Source organism: Pseudomonas sp. NPDC086251 (assembly GCF_044746405.1).
Taxonomy (GTDB): Bacteria; Pseudomonadota; Gammaproteobacteria; order Pseudomonadales; family Pseudomonadaceae; genus Aquipseudomonas.
Window position 1 is genome coordinate 690131 of the sequence record NZ_JBIVBY010000001.1, and the last position, 19929, is coordinate 710059.

14 protein-coding genes are annotated in these 19929 nt (G+C 60.3%); 10 read left to right on the plus strand and 4 right to left on the minus strand.

All coding sequences use genetic code 11. The annotated features are described in order from the left end of the window. Nucleotides 1-70: 70 nt before the first annotated feature. Together ACIPL2_RS03065 and ACIPL2_RS03070 are read right to left on the minus strand one after the other, a co-directional pair. A complete protein-coding gene (locus tag ACIPL2_RS03065) occupies nt 71-706 on the minus strand; it encodes a response regulator transcription factor (protein ID WP_401352866.1) in 636 nt (211 codons plus the stop codon). A gap of 4 nt (nt 707-710) precedes the next feature. Further along, a complete protein-coding gene (locus ACIPL2_RS03070) occupies nt 711-2987 on the minus strand; it encodes a PAS domain S-box protein (protein WP_401352867.1) in 2277 nt (758 codons plus the stop codon). Between the two features lie 229 nt (nt 2988-3216). Between ACIPL2_RS03070 and ACIPL2_RS03075 the strand changes: the two genes are divergently transcribed. From ACIPL2_RS03075 to phaR, 6 genes are all read left to right on the plus strand, one after another. Then, nucleotides 3217-4839, plus strand: coding sequence for an acyl-CoA synthetase (locus ACIPL2_RS03075; RefSeq protein ID WP_401352868.1), 1623 nt, complete (start codon nt 3217-3219; stop codon nt 4837-4839). Nucleotides 4840-4961: 122 nt separating this feature from the next. Continuing rightward, nucleotides 4962-5288, plus strand: a complete 327-nt coding sequence (locus ACIPL2_RS03080; RefSeq protein ID WP_401352870.1) for a DUF485 domain-containing protein — start codon at nt 4962-4964, stop codon at nt 5286-5288. After that, on the plus strand, nt 5288-6958 hold the full coding sequence (locus ACIPL2_RS03085; protein WP_401352872.1) for a cation acetate symporter: 1671 nt from the start codon (nt 5288-5290) through the stop codon (nt 6956-6958). The genes ACIPL2_RS03080 and ACIPL2_RS03085 overlap by 1 nt, the downstream gene beginning before the upstream one ends. Before the next feature lie 67 nt (nt 6959-7025). Continuing rightward, complete coding sequence (locus ACIPL2_RS03090) at nt 7026-8798, plus strand: acyl-CoA dehydrogenase C-terminal domain-containing protein (protein WP_401352874.1); 1773 nt, start codon at nt 7026-7028, stop codon at nt 8796-8798. 128 nt (nt 8799-8926) lie between these two features. Further along, nucleotides 8927-10195: an OprD family porin gene (locus ACIPL2_RS03095; RefSeq protein WP_401352875.1), complete on the plus strand. Its 1269-nt coding sequence runs from the start codon at nt 8927-8929 to the stop codon at nt 10193-10195. Between the two features lie 489 nt (nt 10196-10684). Beyond that, entirely contained in the window at nt 10685-11197 is a 513-nt protein-coding gene (gene phaR / locus ACIPL2_RS03100; RefSeq protein WP_401352877.1) for a polyhydroxyalkanoate synthesis repressor PhaR, read from the plus strand. 35 nt (nt 11198-11232) lie between these two features. On the opposite strand, the gene phaP is transcribed toward phaR, so the two are convergent. After that, nucleotides 11233-11802 carry a TIGR01841 family phasin gene (gene phaP, locus ACIPL2_RS03105; RefSeq protein ID WP_401352878.1) on the minus strand — a complete coding sequence of 190 codons (570 nt, stop codon included), beginning with the start codon at nt 11800-11802 and terminating at the stop codon, nt 11233-11235. Nucleotides 11803-12056: 254 nt separating this feature from the next. Here phaP and ACIPL2_RS03110 point away from each other — a divergent pair, with 254 nt between their 5' ends. Next, a complete protein-coding gene (locus tag ACIPL2_RS03110) occupies nt 12057-14597 on the plus strand; it encodes a DUF3141 domain-containing protein (protein ID WP_401352879.1) in 2541 nt (846 codons plus the stop codon). Between the two features lie 24 nt (nt 14598-14621). On the opposite strand, the gene ACIPL2_RS03115 is transcribed toward ACIPL2_RS03110, so the two are convergent. Beyond that, nucleotides 14622-15659 (minus strand): AraC family transcriptional regulator, encoded by a 1038-nt coding sequence (locus tag ACIPL2_RS03115; protein ID WP_401352881.1) that lies wholly within the window; start codon nt 15657-15659, stop codon nt 14622-14624. 357 nt (nt 15660-16016) lie between these two features. Between ACIPL2_RS03115 and phbB the strand changes: the two genes are divergently transcribed. The 3 genes from phbB to phaC all read left to right on the plus strand — a co-directional run bounded on the left by phbB (nt 16017) and on the right by phaC (nt 19802). Next, nucleotides 16017-16763 carry an acetoacetyl-CoA reductase gene (gene phbB, locus ACIPL2_RS03120; RefSeq protein ID WP_082377982.1) on the plus strand — a complete coding sequence of 249 codons (747 nt, stop codon included), beginning with the start codon at nt 16017-16019 and terminating at the stop codon, nt 16761-16763. Nucleotides 16764-16820: 57 nt separating this feature from the next. Continuing rightward, a complete protein-coding gene (locus tag ACIPL2_RS03125; protein WP_401352883.1) occupies nt 16821-17999 on the plus strand; it encodes an acetyl-CoA C-acetyltransferase in 1179 nt (392 codons plus the stop codon). Nucleotides 18000-18098: 99 nt separating this feature from the next. Next, nucleotides 18099-19802 (plus strand): class I poly(R)-hydroxyalkanoic acid synthase, encoded by a 1704-nt coding sequence (phaC, locus tag ACIPL2_RS03130; protein WP_401352885.1) that lies wholly within the window; start codon nt 18099-18101, stop codon nt 19800-19802. Nucleotides 19803-19929: the final 127 nt, after the last annotated feature.

Here is a 19929-nt window from a genome sequence, read left to right on the forward strand (position 1 = left end):
CCTTGCAGATCGCTGCAGAGGGTTGTGATCGGTTAGCCCAGCATAGACGTTCAGCAGAAAACGTGAGGCCTCAACGCAGCTTCAGTGGGTCGATCAGTTCAGCGGCGATGGCCATGCCCACCAGGTCTGGCAAGGTGTTGGCCTGCATGCGTTTCATCACCCGCGAGCGATACAGGTCGACGGTTTTGGCGCTGACCCCCAGTTGCTCGGCGATTTCACGGGTGGTGTAACCCTGCACCAGCGGCAACAACACATCGCGTTCCCGTGGGGTCAGTGTGAGCAAACGCGCCTGCAAGGCTTCGTGGCCCTGATTGCCGGACCGATTGGCCGCGCAATTGCTGAGCGCCTGTTGCACGCTGTCCAGCAGCAATTGCTCGTTATAGGGTTTCTCGATGAAGTCATGGGCGCCGGCCTTGAAGGCGCGCACCACGATCGGCACGTCCGCGTGGCCGCTGACGAAAATGATCGGCAGGTTCAATTCGCGGGCGCGCATTTCTTCCTGCACGTTCAGCCCGCCCATGCCGGGCATGCGCACGTCCAGCAGCACGCAGGCATCAAGCGTCGCATCACAGGCATTGAGAAATTCGACGCCACTGGTAAACGGCAGGGCCTTGAGGCCGACCGACTCCAGTAACCAGACCGTTGAATCGAGCATGCCTTGGTCGTCGTCGACCACATACACCACGTGCTCCGTCACACCTGACATTAGGTTATTCCTGTTGTTGTTTTGTTGGACCGGCAAGCGGCAAGCGGCAACACATCAGCAACCCGACAGGCTGACGCCGGGCCTGCAATTCGCCACCGAAACCTTCGACGATGCTGCGGCTCATGGACAGCCCGAGCCCCAGGCCATCGGCCTTGCTGGTATAGAACGGGGTGAAAATCTGTTCCAGCTCGGGCTCGCTGACGCCCGGCCCCTGGTCTTGCACGCTGATTTCCACAATGGCACCACTGCCCTGCCCCGCGGCCATCACGATCAGCGAAGGCTGGCCGGGGTGTTGTTCGCGGTTGGCATCGATGGCGTTGCGCAACAGATTGAGCAGGACTTGCTCCAGCAACACCCGGTCGGCATAAACGGGCGGCAGATTATCCGGCAGCCGATCCTCGATTGTCACTTGGCAATTGCTCGCCTCCCAGGCGCACAAACGCACGGCCTCACGAGCAACGTCGGTAAAGTTGAGCGCTTGCATGCGGCGCTGGCCTTTGCGCAGAAACGCCCGCAGACGCCGGATCACTTCCGACGCATGGGTAGCGTGATAAGTGATGCGCTCCAGGCCTTGCGCGACACGTTCGGCGGCTTGGGGATTGGAACCCACTGTCTGTAGATAGCGCTGGCTGGCATTGGCGTAATTGACCACGGCGGCCAGCGGTTGGTTGATCTCGTGGGCAATGCCCGACGCCAGTTCACCCAGCGTCACCAGGCGCGCGGTGTGCGCCAGCTCGTCCTGATGGCGGCGCTGCTGCACTTCGCGCAGTTCACGTTCGGTCATGTCCCGCGCCACCAATGAGTAATAGCGCTCGTTACCGGCCGCACGGTGCGCCAACAGTACCAGCGACACCGGCACCGACGTACCGCCCGCCGGGGGTTGCAACCGTGCATCGGTGCTCCAGACCCCATCGCGTTCGGCGCTGCTCCAGCCATCCCGTTGCAAACGCGCGAGGTCGGCGCTGGCGAACAACTCGCCCAGGGCCGGCATCGACTGTTCCTCGTCAATCCCGAGGATGCGCCGCGCGGCGGGGTTGAGGTAGGTGACCTGCCCTTCGGGGTCGATGAACAACACCGGATCGGTGTTGGCCTCGACGACCTCGGCCAGGCGTCGCTTGTTTTCTTCGGCCTGCACCCTGGCAGTGATGTCGCGGGAGACGCTGACCACTTCAACCACCGCACCGGTGTAGGTTTCACGAATCGCCCGGCTCGCGGTTTCGAACCACAGATAGTGCCCGGCCCGGTGGCGAATGCGATAGGTCATGGTGTGATAACCGTCCTGCTCCAGGGCATCGCGCGCACGCTGCACCAGATTGGCCAGGTCGTGGCCATGGAACAGGCCCTGGGCCAATTGCCCGCGCAACTCTTCGGGCCAGTAGCCAAGCAAGGTCCAGGAGGCCGGCGATGCATCGAGAAAGCGCCCGTCCGGTGTGTGACGGGAAATCAGGTCGGTGGTGTTCTCGATGATCAGCCGGTACAGCCGGCGCGCCTTGGTGGCCTCGCGCTCGGCCAGCACTTGCGCCGTGGCGTCGCGGCAACGGGCGAGCACGCGGTTGTCCTGCGGATCGGGGATAAACGTCCAGATCAGGATCTGCGCTTCGAACTGCGCCTCGACCCCTTCAATGGCACGTTGCTGATCGAGACAGGCGCGTACCAGCACCCGGTGATTGACCGGCAAAAAGCCCAGAACATCGGTCAGCGGTTTTTCCGCGAGCAGCGCCAACAGCGCCGCATTGAACTCCAGCGGTCGGCCCTGGGCGTCGAGCAACAGACTTGGTTGCGGATCGTGGCCCAACAGCGGCGAGCCTCGCAGCATGCCATTGACGCTGCTGAGCAAAGTGGTCAGCAAATCCTGCACCCAGCCCAGCCAATCAAGGCTCACGCCCTCGCACACTTCCACCAGCAGCAATCCGGCCTGCCCGGGCTGCAAGGCCAGATCGAACACCTGGCCATGGCTGATGGCGGCCCGGCGCAATCGGCCGGACAACCAGCAGTCGAGTTGACGCACCTGAGCCAGGTCCAGACGCCCGTCCTCGACCAGCCGATCGAACAGCAGCTGATCGCTGGCCAGTGCAGGGTCGCCCAACCCCGGTGGAAAATGCAGCGCGGCGCCTTCGTGGCTGTAAATCCCGGCCTGGGGTTGCCAGCTCAGATAAACCGCCCGGCGCACCTCGGGACAATCCTGCAACGCCCGGCACAACGCATCGGCCCGGGCGGCCAGGGACACACCCTCGCGCTGCAGGCGCAACCAGCTGTGCAATCGAACGGGAGTCAGGCTCATCACAGGTCCGCTTCGTTGGGGACGCCAAGGATATACCGGCCTCATAGGTATGGCAGCATTCATTTGGTGTCGCAAGAAGGCAATATAGTAGTTCTACTATACTGCGTAGGTTGTACTTCCATATCAATGGCAGATTGTTATATAAAGCAAACCGGACATAAAAGATGACCTCAGCGGCTACGCTTAAAGGTCATCCATAGAGCTAACAATCAGCCACCGAGTACCCGTCATGTCGATCTACGAACAAGGGCTAGGCCCTGCGGCTGTCAATCATATTGCCTTGTCTCCGCTCAGCTTCATCGAGCGCACCGCCAGCGTTTACCCCAACTACCCCGCCGTCATCCATGGCTCGATTCGCCGCACGTGGGCGCAGACCTACACCCGTTGCCGACGCCTGGCCTCGGCGCTGGCCGGTCGTGGCATCGGCAAGAACGACACCGTGGCGGTGATGCTGCCGAACATCCCCGAGATGCTCGAAGTGCACTTCGGCGTGCCGATGATCGGCGCCGTGCTCAACCCGCTCAACGTGCGCCTGGATGCTGAAGCCATTGCCTTCATGCTGCAGCATGGCGAGGCGAAGGTGCTGATCACCGACCGCGAGTTTCATAGTGTGATTCACGCGGCGATCGGCATGCTCGATCACCCGCCGCTGGTGATCGACGTCAATGACCCGGAATACGGCGAAGGCGAGGCCGTCAGCGAGTTGGACTATGAAGCGTTGCTGGCCGAAGGCGACCCGGATTACGCCTGGCAATGGCCGGCGAACGAATGGCAAGCCATCTCGTTGAACTACACCTCCGGCACCACCGGCAACCCCAAAGGCGTGGTTTACCACCATCGCGGCGCCTACCTGAACTCACTCGGCAACCAGATGACCTGGGCCATGGGCAACCATCCGGTATACCTCTGGACGCTGCCGATGTTCCACTGCAACGGTTGGTGCTACCCGTGGATCATCACCGCGTTGGCCGGCGTGCATGTGTTCCTGCGCCGGGTCGATCCGCAGAAAATCCTCACGCTGATCCGCGAGCATCAGATCACTCACCTGTGTGCGGCGCCGATTGTGCTCAACGCGCTGGTCAACATGCCCGAGTCGGCGAAAGCGGCCATCGATCACCCGGTCAACGCCATGGTCGCCGGTGCGGCGCCACCGGCCAAAGTGATCGGTGCCGTGGAAGAAATGGGCATCAAGGTCACCCACGTCTATGGCCTGACCGAAACCTACGGCCCGGTGACCCTCTGCGCCTGGCATGCCGAATGGGATGAGTTGCCGCTGGATGAACGGGCGCAAATCAAATCCCGTCAGGGCGTGCGCTACCCGACGCTCGAAGGCGTGATGGTCGGCGACTCGAAGACGCTGGAACCGACCCCACGGGACGGCCAGACCATCGGTGAGATTTTCATGCGCGGCAACACCGTGATGAAGGGCTACCTGAAAAACCCGACCGCCACCGCCGAAGCCTTCGAAGGCGGCTGGTTCCACACCGGCGACCTGGCGGTGTGTCACCCGGACGGTTATGTCGAGATCAAGGACCGACTCAAGGACATCATCATTTCCGGTGGCGAGAACATTTCCACCATCGAGCTTGAAGGTGTGCTCTACCGCCACCCCGGTGTGATGGAAGCGGCGGTGGTTGCCCGTCCCGATGAAAAATGGGGCGAAACGCCTTGCGCATTCATCACCTTGAAGGCCGATCACCAGGACGTTCGCGAGGCCGACATCATCAGTTTCTGCCGCGAGCACCTGGCCGGTTTCAAAGTGCCACGCACCGTGATCTTCACCCTGTTGCCGAAAACGTCTACCGGCAAGATCCAGAAGTACGTCCTGCGCGACAGGGCTAAAGCGCTCTAACCGAACCAGCGTTGTACCCACCAGGCGGCAGGTGCTTTTACCTGCCGCCTCGGGTTCGTGCACGCCGAATTCGGCCCTGCCCGACTCAAAACACTGATAACAAAAACAATGTGGAGCCACCCATGATCGACATCCATTCAACCGATACCCAACGATGTGAACGCATTCGGAGCAATCCGAAATTCCTTCAATTGGTCAGCAGCCGTTCGCGCCTGGCCTGGTCGTTGAGCGCCGCCGTGCTGGGCACTTACTACCTGTTCATGCTGGTGGTGGCGTTTGCCCCGCAGTGGTTGCACGCACCGCTGGGCGAACATCGGATGTTGACGTTGGGCATGCCGGTTGGCGCGGCGATCATCATTTTTTCCTGGCTGCTGACCGGTTGGTACGTCTACAGCGCCAACACCCGCTTCGATGCACTGGGCGCGGCCATTCTTGAGGAGAGCAAGTAATGAACCTGCTTCGTAAACTGCTCCTCGCCGGTGCCGGGCTGCTGCCGGCCTCCGTTGTACTGGCGGCGCCCGCGTTGGGCGCCATCGAAAAACAACCGCTGAACGTGCATGCGATCGGCATGTTCTTTGTGTTCGTCCTCGGCACGCTGGCCATCACCTGGTGGGCGGCGCGGCAAACCAAATCCACCTCCGACTTTTACACCGCTGGCGGTGGCATCACCGGGTTCCAGAACGGTCTGGCAATTGCCGGTGACTACATGTCCGCCGCCACGCTGCTGGGCTTGTCCAGCCTGGTGTTCGCCAAGGGCTACGATGGCTTCATCTATACCATCGGTTTCTTTGTCGGCTGGCCGATCATCACCTTTCTGATGGCTGAGCGCCTGCGTAACTTGGGTCGCTACACCTTCGCCGACATCGTGTCCTATCGTCTGGACCAGAACAAAGTGCGGATCTTCGCTGCGTTCGGTTCGTTGACCGTCGTGTGCTGCTACCTGATCGTGCAGATGGTTGGCGCCGGTCAGTTGATCAAATTGTTGTTCGGTCTCGATTACCCGGTCGCTGTAGTGATCGTCGGCGCATTGATGCTGGTCTACGTGATCTTCGGCGGCATGATCGCCACCACGTGGGTGCAGATCATCAAGGCCGTGTTGCTGCTGGCCGGCGGCACGACCCTGGCGGTGATGGCCATGTCGCAGTTCGGTTTCAGCTACGAAACCCTGGCCACCAAAGCCGTCGAGGCTCACGCCAGTGGCTGGAACATCATGGGCCCCGGCTCGATGCTCGCCGACCCGATCAACACCGCGTCGATGTCGCTGGGCCTGGTGTTCGGGATTGCGGGTCTGCCGCACATCCTGATGCGCTTCTTCACCGTGCCGAACGCCAAGGAAGCCCGCAAGTCGGTGTTCTACGCCACCGGCTTCATCGGTTTCTTCTTCCTGGTGGTCTGCACTCTCGGTTTTGCCGCGATGGTCATCATCGGCACCGACCCGCAGTACTACGTCAACGGTGAAGTCGGCGGCGCCTTGATCGGCGGCGGCAACATGGTCGCCATGCACCTGGCCAAGGCGGTCGGCGGCAACCTGTTCTTCGGTTTCCTCTCGGCGGTCGCGTTCGCCACCATCCTCGCGGTGGTCTCCGGGCTGGCCCTGGCCGGTGCGTCGGCGATTTCCCACGACCTCTACGCCACGGTGTTCAAGAAAGGCAAAGCCACGCAGAAACAGGAAATGCGCGTGACCCGCATGGCCACTGTCGCCCTTGGGATCATCGCGATTCTGCTGGGCATTCTGTTCGAGAAGATGAACGTCGCCTTCCTCGTCGGCCTGACCTTCGGCATCGCCGCCTCGACCAACTTCCCGGTGCTGATCATGGCCATGTACTGGAAAGGCCTGACCACCAAAGGCGCGATCATCGGCGGTTTCGCCGGCCTGATCTGTGCGCTGGTGCTGGTGATCCTCTCGCCAGCCGTGTGGGTCACCGTGCTCGGTCATGCTCACGCGATCTTCCCGTACGACCACCCGGCCCTGTTCTCCATGCCGCTGGCGTTCCTGGTGATCGTGGTCGTGTCGAAACTCGACCAGAGCGTGCGCGCCGGCAAGGAACGTGACGCCTTCGCCGACCAGTTCGTTCGCGCCCAGACCGGCCTCGGGGCCGCCAGCGCTTCCAGCCATTGATTGCAAAGGCACGGCCCGTTCCACGGCGCCGTGCCCACCGTACAACCGTCCGATTGAGGTTCACGTTATGCCCGAATTCAACGCCCCGCTGCGCGACATGCGCTTTGTGCTGCACGAAGTGTTCGACGCCCCGGCCCTGTGGGCGCGTCTGCCGGCCCTGGCCGACAATGTCGACGCCGCCACCGCTGACGCCATTCTTGAAGAGGCGGCCAAAGTCACCTCGCACCTGATTGCCCCGCTGAATCGCAGCGGCGACGAAGAAGGCGCGCAGTGGCTCGACGGCCAGGTCAGCACGCCGATCGGTTTCAAACAGGCCTACGCCACCTACATCGAAGGTGGCTGGGTAGGCCTGTCCGGCAACGCCGATTTCGGCGGCATGGGCATGCCGAAGATGCTCGCGGTGCAGTTTGAAGAAATGCTCTACGGCGCCAATTCCAGTTTTGCCCTGTATTCGGCGTTGAGTTCCGGTGCCTGCCTGGCGCTGGATGCCCACGCCAGCGACACCCTGAAAAACCTTTATTTGCCGCCGATGTACGAAGGCCGTTGGGCCGGTTCCATGTGCCTGACCGAAGCCCATGCCGGCACCGACCTGGGGATCATCCGCACCCGCGCCGAACCCCAGGCTGATGGCAGCTACAGCATCACCGGCAGCAAAATTTTCATCACCGGTGGCGATCAAGACCTGACCGAAAACATCGTGCATCTGGTGCTGGCCAAACTGCCGGACGCTCCAGCAGGGCCGAAAGGGATCTCGCTGTTTGTCGTCCCTAAAGTGCTGGTGAATGCCGACGGTTCCCTCGGCAAACCCAACGCGGTGAGTTGCGGTTCGATTGAACACAAGATGGGCATCAAGGCCTCCGCCACCTGCGTGATGAACTTCGACGGCGCCAGCGGTTGGCTGGTCGGCGAAGCCAACAAAGGCCTGGCGGCGATGTTCACCATGATGAACTACGAACGCCTGTCCATCGGCATTCAGGGCATCGGTTGCGCCGAAGCCTCGTATCAGAGCGCCGTGGCTTATGCCCGTGAACGTGTGCAGAGCCGCGCACCGACTGGCGCAATGGCCCCGGACAAAGTCGCCGATCCCATCATCGTTCACCCCGACGTGCGCCGCATGCTGCTGAGCATGAAAGCCATGACCGAAGGCGGCCGCGCGTTCGCCAGTTATGTCGGGCAGCAACTCGATCTGGCGAAGTTCTCCGATGATGCGCAGGAACGCGACAGCGCGCAAAACCTGGTGGCGCTGCTCACCCCGATTGCCAAGGCGTTCTTCACTGACACCGGTCTGGAAAGCTGCATCCACGGCCAGCAGGTGTTCGGCGGCCATGGCTACATCCGCGAATGGGGCCAGGAACAATTGGTCCGTGACGTGCGCATTGCGCAGATCTACGAAGGCACCAACGGCATTCAGGCGCTGGACCTGCTCGGTCGCAAAGTGCTTGCCGACAAAGGCATCGCTTTACGCCAGTTCACCGGCCAGATCCGTCAATTTGCCGATCAGCCCGATGCGCCCTACTCCGCTCAATTGCTCGATGCCGTGCAGCGCCTGGAAGACCTCAGCGACTGGCTGCAAGACCAGGCCGCGACCAACCGCAACGAAGTCGGCGCCGCCTCGGTGGAGTATTTGCACCTGTTCGGCTACGTCGCCTACGCCTGGCTTTGGGCGCGCATGGCTCAGGTCGCGAAGAAAAAACACAGCGAAGACCCCGCGTTTTATGGCGCAAAAATCGCCACCGCCGACTTCTACATCCACCGCCTGCTGCCGCGCATTTCAAGCCTGGAGCAATCCATCCGCGCGGGCAGCGGCTCGTTGTATGGCCTCAGCGCCGAACAGTTCTAACGATTGAACCGCACGCGGCGCCACGCTCCTCTCTTTTCGGCGTTCGCGTTTTTTATTGATCAGCCCTCGCCTGTCTGGCGAGGGCCGCGGGACCTGCTTTTCCATAATAAAAACAAAGGGGCTTCACCATGGATCGTCACACCCGCAATCTCGCTACCCGACTGCTGCTGGCCGGCGGTGTCATCAGCCTCTCGGCCCCCGCCGCTGCTGACTTTATCAAGGACAGCAAGGCCAGCCTTGAGCTGCGCAACTTCTACTTCAATCGCGACTATCGCCAGACCAACGCACCTCAATCCAAACAAGAGGAATGGGCGCAGGGTTTTCTGTTGCGCTACGAATCCGGCTTCACCGAAGGCTTAATCGGTGTCGGTTTCGATGCCATTGGCCTGCTTGGCGTCAAACTCGACTCCAGTCCCGATCGCGCCGGTTCCGGCCTGCTCAAACGCCATAGTGACACCAGCAAAGGCGCGCAGGACGAATACGGCGAACTGGGCCTGACCGCCAAACTGCGGGCCTCGAAAAGTACGCTGAAACTCGGCACCCTGCTGCCCAAACTGCCGACGCTATTGGCCAACGATTCTCGGTTGTTGCCGCAAACCTTCAAGGGCGGTCAGTTGACGTCGCTGGAACTCGAAGGCCTGACCGTGGATGCCGGGCGCCTGACGCAGGTCAACCAGCGCGACTCCTCGGACTACGAGGACATGGGCATCACTCGCACCGGCGCCAAGGGCATCACCACGCGTCATCTGGACAGCGACAGCTTCGACTTCGCCAGTCTGAATTACAAATGGACCAGCAACCTCGCCACTGGCTATAGCTATGGTCACCTCGACAATTTCTACAGCCAGCACCTGGTGAACCTGACTTACGTGTTGCCGGTGACCACGGGGCAATCGCTGAAGACGGATTTGCGTTTCGCTCGTTCCACCGATGATGGCGGCAGTAACGTCGACAACAATGCGATTGGCGCGATGTTCACCTACAGCCTCGGCGGGCACGCGTTTGGGCTGGGTTATCAGGGCATGAGTGGGGACACGGGTTATGCCTATGTCAACGGCGCCGATGCGTTCCTGGTGAACTTCGTGCAGATCGGCGACTTCGCCAGCAAGGACGAAAAATCCTGGCAGGCGCGTTACGACTATAACTTCGCGGCGATGGGGGTTCCGGGTCTGACGTTTATGACTCGCTACCTCACTGGTGACAACATCGATCTGGGCGGCAACCGCCCGGAAGGCAAGGAATGGGAGCGTGATACCGATATTGGGTATGTGGTGCAGAGTGGTCCGCTGAAGAATGTCGGGGTGAAATGGCGTAATGCGACGGTGCGCTCGACCAGTTTTGGCAGTGATCTGGATGAGAATCGGTTGATTGTCAGCTATACGTTGCCGATTTGGTAAGTCGATCCAGTGTTTGCAAAGGGGGCTCGCTTAACGGCGCAGTCCCCTTTTTTCTGGTGGATGTGTGGTGTGCTTGCGGGCCTCTTCGCGGGCAAGCCCGCTCCCACATTAGATCGTGTTCTTCCCGACAACCCGGCGGGCTTGTTCCCGATGGACTCACAGGCACCGCGGTTATTCAGTTGAAACATGTCATCGTTGACGTCCATCGCGAGCAGGCTCGCACATGAGATCGTGTTCTTCCAGACACCCCAATCAACTGTAGGAGCGAGCTTGCTCGCGATGAACTCAAAGACACCGCGTTTATCCTGTTAAAACGCGTCATCGTTAACGACCATCGCGAGCAGGCTCGCTCCCACATTTGAAGGGGAGATACCTGCGGGAGATTGGCCGTCTTCGCTGGACAGCCAGCTCCCACAGGGGATTAGAAACAGGTGCCGCCCATAGTAGGTTAAGATGCCTGCACACCAGGCCCGCCGCGAGACGCCCCGCATGACTGATAACACCCCCCGCCTGATCAAGAAATACCCCAATCGCCGACTGTATGACACCCACACCAGCAGTCACCTGACGCTGGCGGACATACGCCAATTGGTGGTTGATAAAGTGGCCTTCCAGGTGGTCGACGCCAAGAGCGGCGAGGACCTGACGCGCAGCATCCTCCTGCAAGTCATTCTGGAAGCCGAAAGCGGTGGCGAACCGATCTTCACCAGCGAAATGCTGATGGGGATTATCCAGTTCTACGGCCCGTATCAAGGCGTACTCGGCAGTTACCTGGACAAAAGCATTCAAACCGTCATCGACATCCAGTCCCAGACCGGCGCGCAGTCGTCGGAAGCCTGGAGCACCTTTATGCATCAGCAAGCGCCGGTGATGCAGGACCTGATGCGTCAATACGTCGATCAGTCCAAGGCGCTGTACCTGAACACCCAGAACCTGTTCGGCATGTTTGGCGGCAAGCCGGATGCCAATGGCGGGACGAAAAAAAATGGCGATGGGGAATAAACCCATCGCCATCGGTGCAACCGTACTGATGTGACTTACTTGTTACCGCTGGTGGTCTTGGCGCTGGCTTCCGGAGCCGCTTTAGCGGCTGCCGCGGTGGCGGCGTCGAAGTTGCTCTGAGCGGTTTCCGAAGCCTGTTTCACGGCTTTCTGTGCACTGTCAAACGCAGTACCGGCATTCGCCAGGCCTGACTTGAACGCGGCCACGACTGGCTCGGAACCGGCCGGTGCATTCTTGCTGATCTCTTCAACGAACGCTTGAACCTGCTGGGTGCCGGCCTCGACCTGACTCGAGGTCAGTTTGGCGATGTCCGACTGCGTACCCACGATCAGCGCTTGCACCTGACGGTTGAACTCGGCCAGACGCTCGGTTTGCGCGCTCGGCTGAGTGAAAGAAGCCTGCAGCTCAGCGAAACCTTGTGGATCGCGGACGGCCAGCAGCTTGCGAACCCCTTCGAAATGCTCTTCGGTGGAGTCACGCAGTGCCTTGAACTGCAACTGGCTCAGCTGTTCAACACTGGCGAACACCTTGCCGCTGATTTGCTGCAGCAGGTCGAGGTTGGCTTTCTGAGCGGTTTGCAGTTTTTCCGAATTGAAAAAAGACATGCTTGAATCTCCTGGTACTGGAAGGCCCTGATGGGCCCGGGGACGCGATAGCGATCCGGCCAGTCATCGCGTCAGCCTTGATATTGCAGTGCACAAAACTATTTGGCAACGGCTATTTTTGTGCAGCGCAAAATAAACTTTGCTCACGGCCCCCCTCTTCGCTATAAACTCCTGACATCGAACAGCCAGCCTAGCCTTGTTTAGTCAAAGGGTTTAGAGGGGCAGGTTCTCACGCATGGCGTCAGGAGTTCACGATGGGTCAGGAAGAATATATTGCATTGCAAGATGAAGGGCTTTGCGCCCCGGCTGGTTTATTCGAGCACCTCAATCATCTGCAACGCCTCAATGCCCGCAACGTCCTCGACGCCGTGCAGAAGCGCCAGGCCAAAACCTTCGCGCCGCTTAGCCTTGGGCAGCTCAGACAACCGACGGCGGCTGACTGGCAGGAATACTTCACTGACCTCGGCCAACGCAGCGTGCTGTTCTGGGACACCTTGCGCCAACGCGGCGACAATACGCTGGCCCACGAACGTGCCGGGTATCCGCTGCTGCTCAAGTTCAACCATGAAACGCTGGTCGATGGCGCCGAGCTGCCACGCCCAGTCAATTACTCGCTGTTGCAGATTCTCGCGGGCCCCGGCCAACGGATCGACAGCAAAAAACAACCGGTGATCATCATTGACCCACGCGGCGGTCACGGCTCGGGCATCGGCGGTTTCAAACAGGATTCGGTCATCGGTGAAAGTCTGAGAGCAGGCCATCCCACCTACTTCATCTCGTTCAGTCACTCGCCACGTCCTGGGCAAACCCTCGCTGACATCGTTGAGGCGCAGGCGCGGTTTATCGAAGTTGTCAGTGCCCGGCATCCAGACAGCACCAAGCCTGTGATCATCGGCAACTGCCAAGCGGGCTGGGCATTGATGGGTCTGGCGGCCAAACGTCCCGAACTGCCGGGCCTGATCATCGTCAATGGCGCGCCGTTGTCCTACTGGGCCGGCGTCAACGGGCGCAATCCGATGCGCTACACCGGTGGCTTGTTGGGTGGCGGCTGGATGGCGCGCCTGGGCAGCGACCTCGGTAATAGCCGCTTCGACGGGACGTGGCTGGTCAGCAATTTCGAGAGCCTCGACCCAGCCAACACCTACTGGGGCAAGTACTACCATTTGTTCAGTGAAGTCGACAGCGAAGCGGCGCGCTTTCTCGATTTCGAACGCTGGTGGGGCAGCCCGACCCTGCTCAATGGCGAAGAAATCGAGATGATTGTCGACGATCTGTTCATCGGCAATCAGCTGTCCGGCGGCCTCGGACGCAAGAGCAGCGGACTCGACCTCAAACTGATTGAAGTGCCGGTGGTGGTGTTCTGTTCCTATGGCGACAACATCACCTCGCCGCAACAGGCGCTGGACTGGATCACCGACGTCTACCCCAGCGATCTCGCCTTGCAAAGTGCCGGGCGCACCATCGTTTACCTGCGACACGCCAGCATCGGGCATTTGGGCATCTTCGTTTCCGGCGAAGTGGCTCGGCGCGAACACCGCGAATTGCTCGGTGCGGTCGACACGATCAATGCGCTGCCGGCCGGGCTGTATGAAATGCTCATCGATGATTTGCCGCAGAGCTCAGAGACGCCCTACACCGTGCGTTTCGAACCTCGGCGAATTGCCGATATCCATGGCGATGCCAAACCGCCCCGTGACGACGACCGCGAATTCGCCCTGGTCGAGCGCGCGTCTGTCATCAACAACGGCCTGTACGATGGTTTCGTCCGTCCATGGTTGCGCCAGTTGATCAATGAACCGAGCGCCGAGTTGATGCGCAAGGCTCACCCGTTCCATCAGCAGCAAGTGCTATGGAGCAGCTTGAACCCGGCGCTGTGGTGGCTGGCCGATAGCGTTGCCCAAGTGAACAACAATCGTCACCCCGCCAGCCTGGACAACCCGTTGTTAGCTTGGCAGGAACTGTTTTCCAACCAGGTCCAGGACGCGTTGAACGGTTACCGCGATCTGCGGGATGCGGCTCAGGAAATGTGTTTCTACGGCGTGTACGGCGTGCTCAATAGCCTCGCCGGCAATGCACCGGGACGCAATCTTCAGGCGCATGCCGAGCTGCACGACAAGGCCCTGATTGAGCGCTTGCAGGACGCCCTGCCCCTTGGCGGCCTGATGGAAGCCTTGATCCGCATCCTCTTTTTGCTCGGCCGCGACAGCGATAAATCCGGCAAGGACAGCGTCGAGAAATTGATCCAGCAAATGCAAGTGTTGCTGCAGGACTACAGCGCGGAGCCGCTCGATCTTCGCGAAACCGTCAGCCTGCAAAAACTGCTGGTCGCCACTTACCCGCAAGAAAGCCTGCAGAGCTTGCCGTTGATGCTTCCCGAGGCCGAGGAGCGCCAGCAGGTGCTGGCCGCCGTCGCCAATTTGCTGCCGGAGCTGCTGACTGGCAACGGTGCTGAACACCCGTTCTGGTGCACCTTGCACACACTGTTCGACGTACCGCTGCCGGGCTTCAACCTGACCCAATCGCCGGGTGAGGCTGATGTCGTCAAGGAACACGTCCCGGTAGTCACACCGGAGCCGGTCCAGCAAAAAGCGCCGGTCGTCACGCCTGAGCCAATAAAGCAGAAAGCACCCGTGGTAACGCCGGAACCCATCAAACAGGCAATTCCGGCCGTCACACCCAAGCCGACGGCACCAAAAATCCCCGCAGTGCCCCACAAGCTAACCGCCAAGGTAGTGACGCCACCGCACAAACCCGCCAAGAACAAAAAAGGCGTGAAAAAACCTCCCGTGCTGTAACGCTGAATCGCTGACGAGACCGCGTCAGACTGGCGCGGCCTCCTCGATTTCAAACGATTCATCGGCCCGATACTGACCGGGCGTCATGCCAAACCAGCGGCTGCACGCTTTGTTGAAGCTGCTGTGGTCATGAAAACCAAGGAGATACGCGACATGCTTCATGTTGAAGTGAGAATGGCGCAGGTAGAAATCAGCCAATTGCCGGCGCACCGCGTTCTGCACGTCCTTGAATTGCGTGCCTTCCTTTTCCAGGGCGCGCTGCAACGTTCGCTTGCTGATGTTCAACGCCGCGGCAATCGACTCCATGTCGCATTGCCCCTGGCCCTGACTCAAGCGCTCGGTAATCAGCGCACGAATCCTGCCGACAATGCAGAAACCAAACAGCAGGTCCAGTTGCGCCTCGGCAAAACTGTCATGCAGCACCGCCAACGCTTCGTTGGCCATGCTCAACGGACGCAGCAACTCCTGCTCGTCAAACACAATGCTGTCGTATGCCGCGTCGAAATGCAGCGCGCAGCCAAACAACCGTTGATGTTCGGATGTGTCTTCAGGTTCGGGATAGGTGAATCCGACGCTCAAGGGTTGCGGTGCGTTGCCGCCCGCCAGCTTCCGGCAGAAACCCAGCAACGAAGCCAGCCCGGCATCGGTGTATTGGCGAGGTTTGACCGAACCTTTTTGTTGATGGTCGAGCCCGGACAGTCGGTAATTTTGCTGTTCCGAGGTAAAGAAAAGGCTGAATCCCGTGCCGATCAACGGACTGAAACGCACCAGTCGTTCAAGGGCCTTTTTCAGATTCAGGCTGGACATCATGGTGTAGCCGACGATCTGAAAGCTGCCGGGGTGGAAACTGCCATAGGCCTTCAGGCCGATGTCCGGATCCCCCGAGGCCTGCGCGGCCAGTTCCCACAATCGATAGATCGCCCTTCGCTCGCAAAACGCTCCTGGTTTGTTCGCGAGATCAACATCCAGTCCAGCCTCCCGACACAGACTGGCAACATCCAGTCCCTGAGCCGAGAGCGTATTGACCAGCACGCTGGCATAGCCTGAACTCATTCTATACATGGCGTCCTCAATGACCTGTGGAACCGAACATCCTGTCCGGAGCCATGACTGATCTACGGTACAGCAAATAGTAACTGGCGGTTTAATTCTAAAAATTGACCTCAGTATAGGTATTCACACGTTTTTGCCACGTTCACGCACCGGTCGTCGCTTATTGACCCCATGTGACCTGTAGCAGCGATCTCGTGCCAACACACCCACGCAGGCGGGCGACGCCAAAAGCAGCTACCCGTCGATTCGACCCGGGTTTGGCACCGTTGGACACCAGACAGTCACCTCTCAACACTTCCGCACACCCGGCCAATACCGAACAATCCTTCCATCTTGCAGCGCAATATAAAAAAAGGAAGTGAGTCGATGAAGTCGCTTAGTCGTATTGCGTTGGTAACGGGTGGTATGGGTGGGATTGGCACTGCGATCAGCCAGCGCCTGTACAAGGAAGGATTCAAAGTCATTGTCGGTTGCAGCTCTGATTCCGCCCGCAAGAACGACTGGATTGCCGCACAACTGGCGGCGGGTTATCAGTTTGAATGCATCTATGGCGACATCACCGATTGGGAGTCGACGCGCAAGGCTTTCGAGATGGCCCGTGAGCAATTTGGCCCGATCGATGTCCTGGTCAACAACGCCGGCATTACGCGTGATGCGTCGTTCCGCAAACTCACCCCCGAAGACTGGAACGCCGTCATCGGCACAAATCTCAGCGGCGTGTTCAACACCACCAAACAGGTGATTGAAGGCATGTTGGCCAAGGGCTGGGGCCGGATCATCAACATCTCATCGATCAACGGCCAGCGTGGCCAGTTCGGCCAGACCAACTACAGCGCGGCCAAGGCCGGTATTCACGGTTTCACCATGGCGCTGGCCCGGGAAGTGTCGGGCAAAGGCGTGACCGTTAACACCGTCTCCCCCGGCTACATACAGACCAGCATGACCGCGGCCATTCGCCCGGACATTCTCGACACCATGATCGCGGCCACACCGGTCGGGCGTCTTGGCCAACCCGAAGAAATCGCCTCCATCGTCGCCTGGCTGGCGTCCGATGAATCGGGCTACAGCACTGGCGCCGACTTCTCGGTGAACGGCGGCATGAACATGCAATAGGCCTGTCGGGGCATGGACGCCCCGCTCCCGCTCGACACACATTTAATGAGGTCCTGCATGAACGAAGTCGTAATCGTTGCCGCTACGCGCACCGCCATTGGTACCTTTCAAGGTGCCTTGTCCGCCATTCCCGCCACCGAACTGGGTGCTGCGGTGATTCGCAGCCTGCTGGAACAGACGGGTATCGATGCCGCGCAGGTCGATGAAGTGATCCTCGGCCAAGTGCTGACCGCAGGCTCGGGACAAAACCCGGCACGCCAGACCGCGATCAAGGCCGGCCTGCCCTTTACCACCCCTGCCCTGACCCTGAACAAAGTCTGCGGCTCCGGCCTCAAGGCTGTGCAGCTCGCGGTCCAGGCGATCCGTTGCGGCGACGCCGAATTGGTGATTGCCGGCGGTCAGGAAAACATGAGCCTGGCCCCGTACGTTCTGCCAAAGGCGCGCACCGGTTTGCGCCTGGGTCATGCGCAACTGCAAGACAGCGTGATTCAGGATGGTTTGTGGGACGCTTTCAACGACTACCACATGGGCATCACTGCCGAGAATCTGGCCACCCAGTACACGCTCAGTCGTGAAGATCAGGACGCCTTCGCCGCCGCCTCGCAACAGAAGGCCGCCGCGGCCATCGAAGCCGGTTACTTCAAGCGTGAAATCACCCCGATCCTGATTCCTCAGCGCAAGGGTGAGCCGCTGGTTTTCGACACCGACGAACAACCGCGCCCGGACAGCACGCTCCAGGCATTGGGCAACCTCAAACCTGCCTTCCAGAAAACCGGCAGCGTCACCGCTGGCAACTCGTCGACCCTCAATGATGGCGCCGCCGTGTTGATGCTGGCCAGCGAAGCCAAGGCCCTGGCGCTCGGTTTGCCGGTGCTGGCGCGCATCAAGGCTTACGCCAGTGCCGGTGTAGACCCGTCGATCATGGGCATCGGCCCGGTGCCCGCCACCCGTCTGGCATTGACCAAAGCCGGCTGGACGCTGGATGACCTCGACCTGATCGAAGCCAACGAAGCCTTCGCTGCGCAATCACTGGCAGTCGGCAAGGAACTGGGTTGGGACACCAGCAAGGTCAACGTCAACGGTGGCGCGATAGCCCTGGGTCATCCGATCGGCGCATCGGGTGCGCGGATTCTGGTGTCGCTGTTGCACGAGCTGATTCGTCGCGATGGCAAGAAAGGCCTGGCCACGTTGTGCATCGGTGGCGGCCAGGGTGTCAGCCTGGTGATCGAACGCTAAGAAGAAACACAGGACTGCTTGCTTGACTGCCGACGCGGCGCCGAAGTCCGGCGCCGCGGTTTTTTTCTGCCCGGTTTACTGATGTGGGCAAGGAGTTCCATGGACAACAACGCGCATACGTTCAACACCTTCTGGTCAGGCCAGGTTCCGTTCATTGCCTCCTTTGCAGTGCAACAATTACGCCTTTGGGTCAGCACCAATCCGTGGTTCACGGGGCAGGAATACAGCGAGTGGTTTGACTTGCCGCGCGAAACCCTGGACAGCCTGCAATCAGACTATCAGCAACAATGGGGCGAACTCGGCCAGCGCCTGCTGACCGGTCAGCCCTTCAGCTTCGACGATCGACGGTTCGCCAGCGGTAACTGGAGCCAGCCGCTGTTCGGCTCCCTCGCGGCGTTTTACCTGCTCAATGCCGGGTTTCTCCTGAAACTGCTCGATAAGCTGCCGATCAAGGACAAGAAACCACGCCTGCGCCTGCTGTATCTGGTGGAGCAAGCCATCGCCGCCGGCGCGCCGAGTAACTTTCTCGCCAGCAACCCCGATGCCCTGCAACGTGTTGTCGATACGCAAGGCAGCAGCCTGCTCACCGGCATGTTGCACCTGGCCAGCGACCTGCAAGAAGGCAAGATGCGTCAGTGCGACAGCGGCGCGTTCAAGGTCGGCGTCGATCTGGCCAACACCCCCGGCGAAGTGGTCTACGAGAACGAACTGTTTCAACTGATCCAGTACTACCCGCAAAGCGAAACCCAATACCAACGCCCGGTGTTCGTCGTGCCGCCGTCGATCAACAAGTACTACATCCTCGACCTGCGCCCGGACAACTCGATGGTTCGCCACCTGTTGCAGCAAGGCCACCCGGTGTTTCTGATGTCGTGGCGCAACTTCGACCAGGCCCACGCCGGCACCACTTGGGATGATCTGGTCGAAACCGGCATCATCAAAGGCCTGCAAGTGACCCGTGAGATCAGCGGCGAGCAACGACCCAATTGCGTCGGTTTCTGCATCGGCGGCACGCTGTTGAGTTCGGCGCTGGCGGTATTGGCGGCGCGCGGTGACAAAGACATTGCCAGCGTCAGCCTGTTGACCACCTTCCTCGATTACCTCGACACCGGCCCCATCGACATCTTCGTCGACGAAGAGCTCGTGGCCTACCGCGAGCGCACCATCGGCGGCCTGAATGGCCCGATCGGCCTGTTCAAGGGCGAAGACATGGGCAACACCTTCTCGCTGCTGCGGCCCAACGACTTGTGGTGGAACTACAACGTCGACAAATACCTCAAGGGCCAGAAACCCAACGCGCTCGACCTGTTGTTCTGGAACAACGACAGCACCAACCTGCCGGGGCCGATGTACTGCTGGTACCTGCGCCACACCTATCTGCAAAACGACCTGAAATCCGGCGAACTGGACTGCTGCGGGGTCAAGCTCGACCTGCGCGCCATCGATGCGCCGGCGTACATCCTCGCCACCCACGACGATCACATCGTGCCGTGGAGAAGCGCCTACGCCAGCACCGCATTGCTCTCCGGGACCAAGCGCTTTGTGTTGGGCGGCTCAGGCCATATCGCCGGAGTGATCAACCCGCCCGCCAAGGAAAAACGCAACTACTGGACCAACAACCGGATCACCGAGGACCCGGAAACCTGGTTCAACAATGCCCAGCAACACGCGGGTAGCTGGTGGAATGACTGGTTCGTCTGGCTGGCTGAACAGTCCGGCGAGCGCCAACCTTCGGTGCTGCACACCGGAAACGCGCAATACCCGGCGATCGAGTCGGCGCCAGGGCGTTACGTGATGCAATGACCGCCAGCCTCTGCGATAACTTCACGCGAGGCTGCGTTCGGTTCTGTAGCAGCTGTCGAGCTTGCGAGGCTGCGTTCGGCTGCGAAGCAGTCGTAAACCCTGCGTACGCGGTGAGTCTGACGCACCG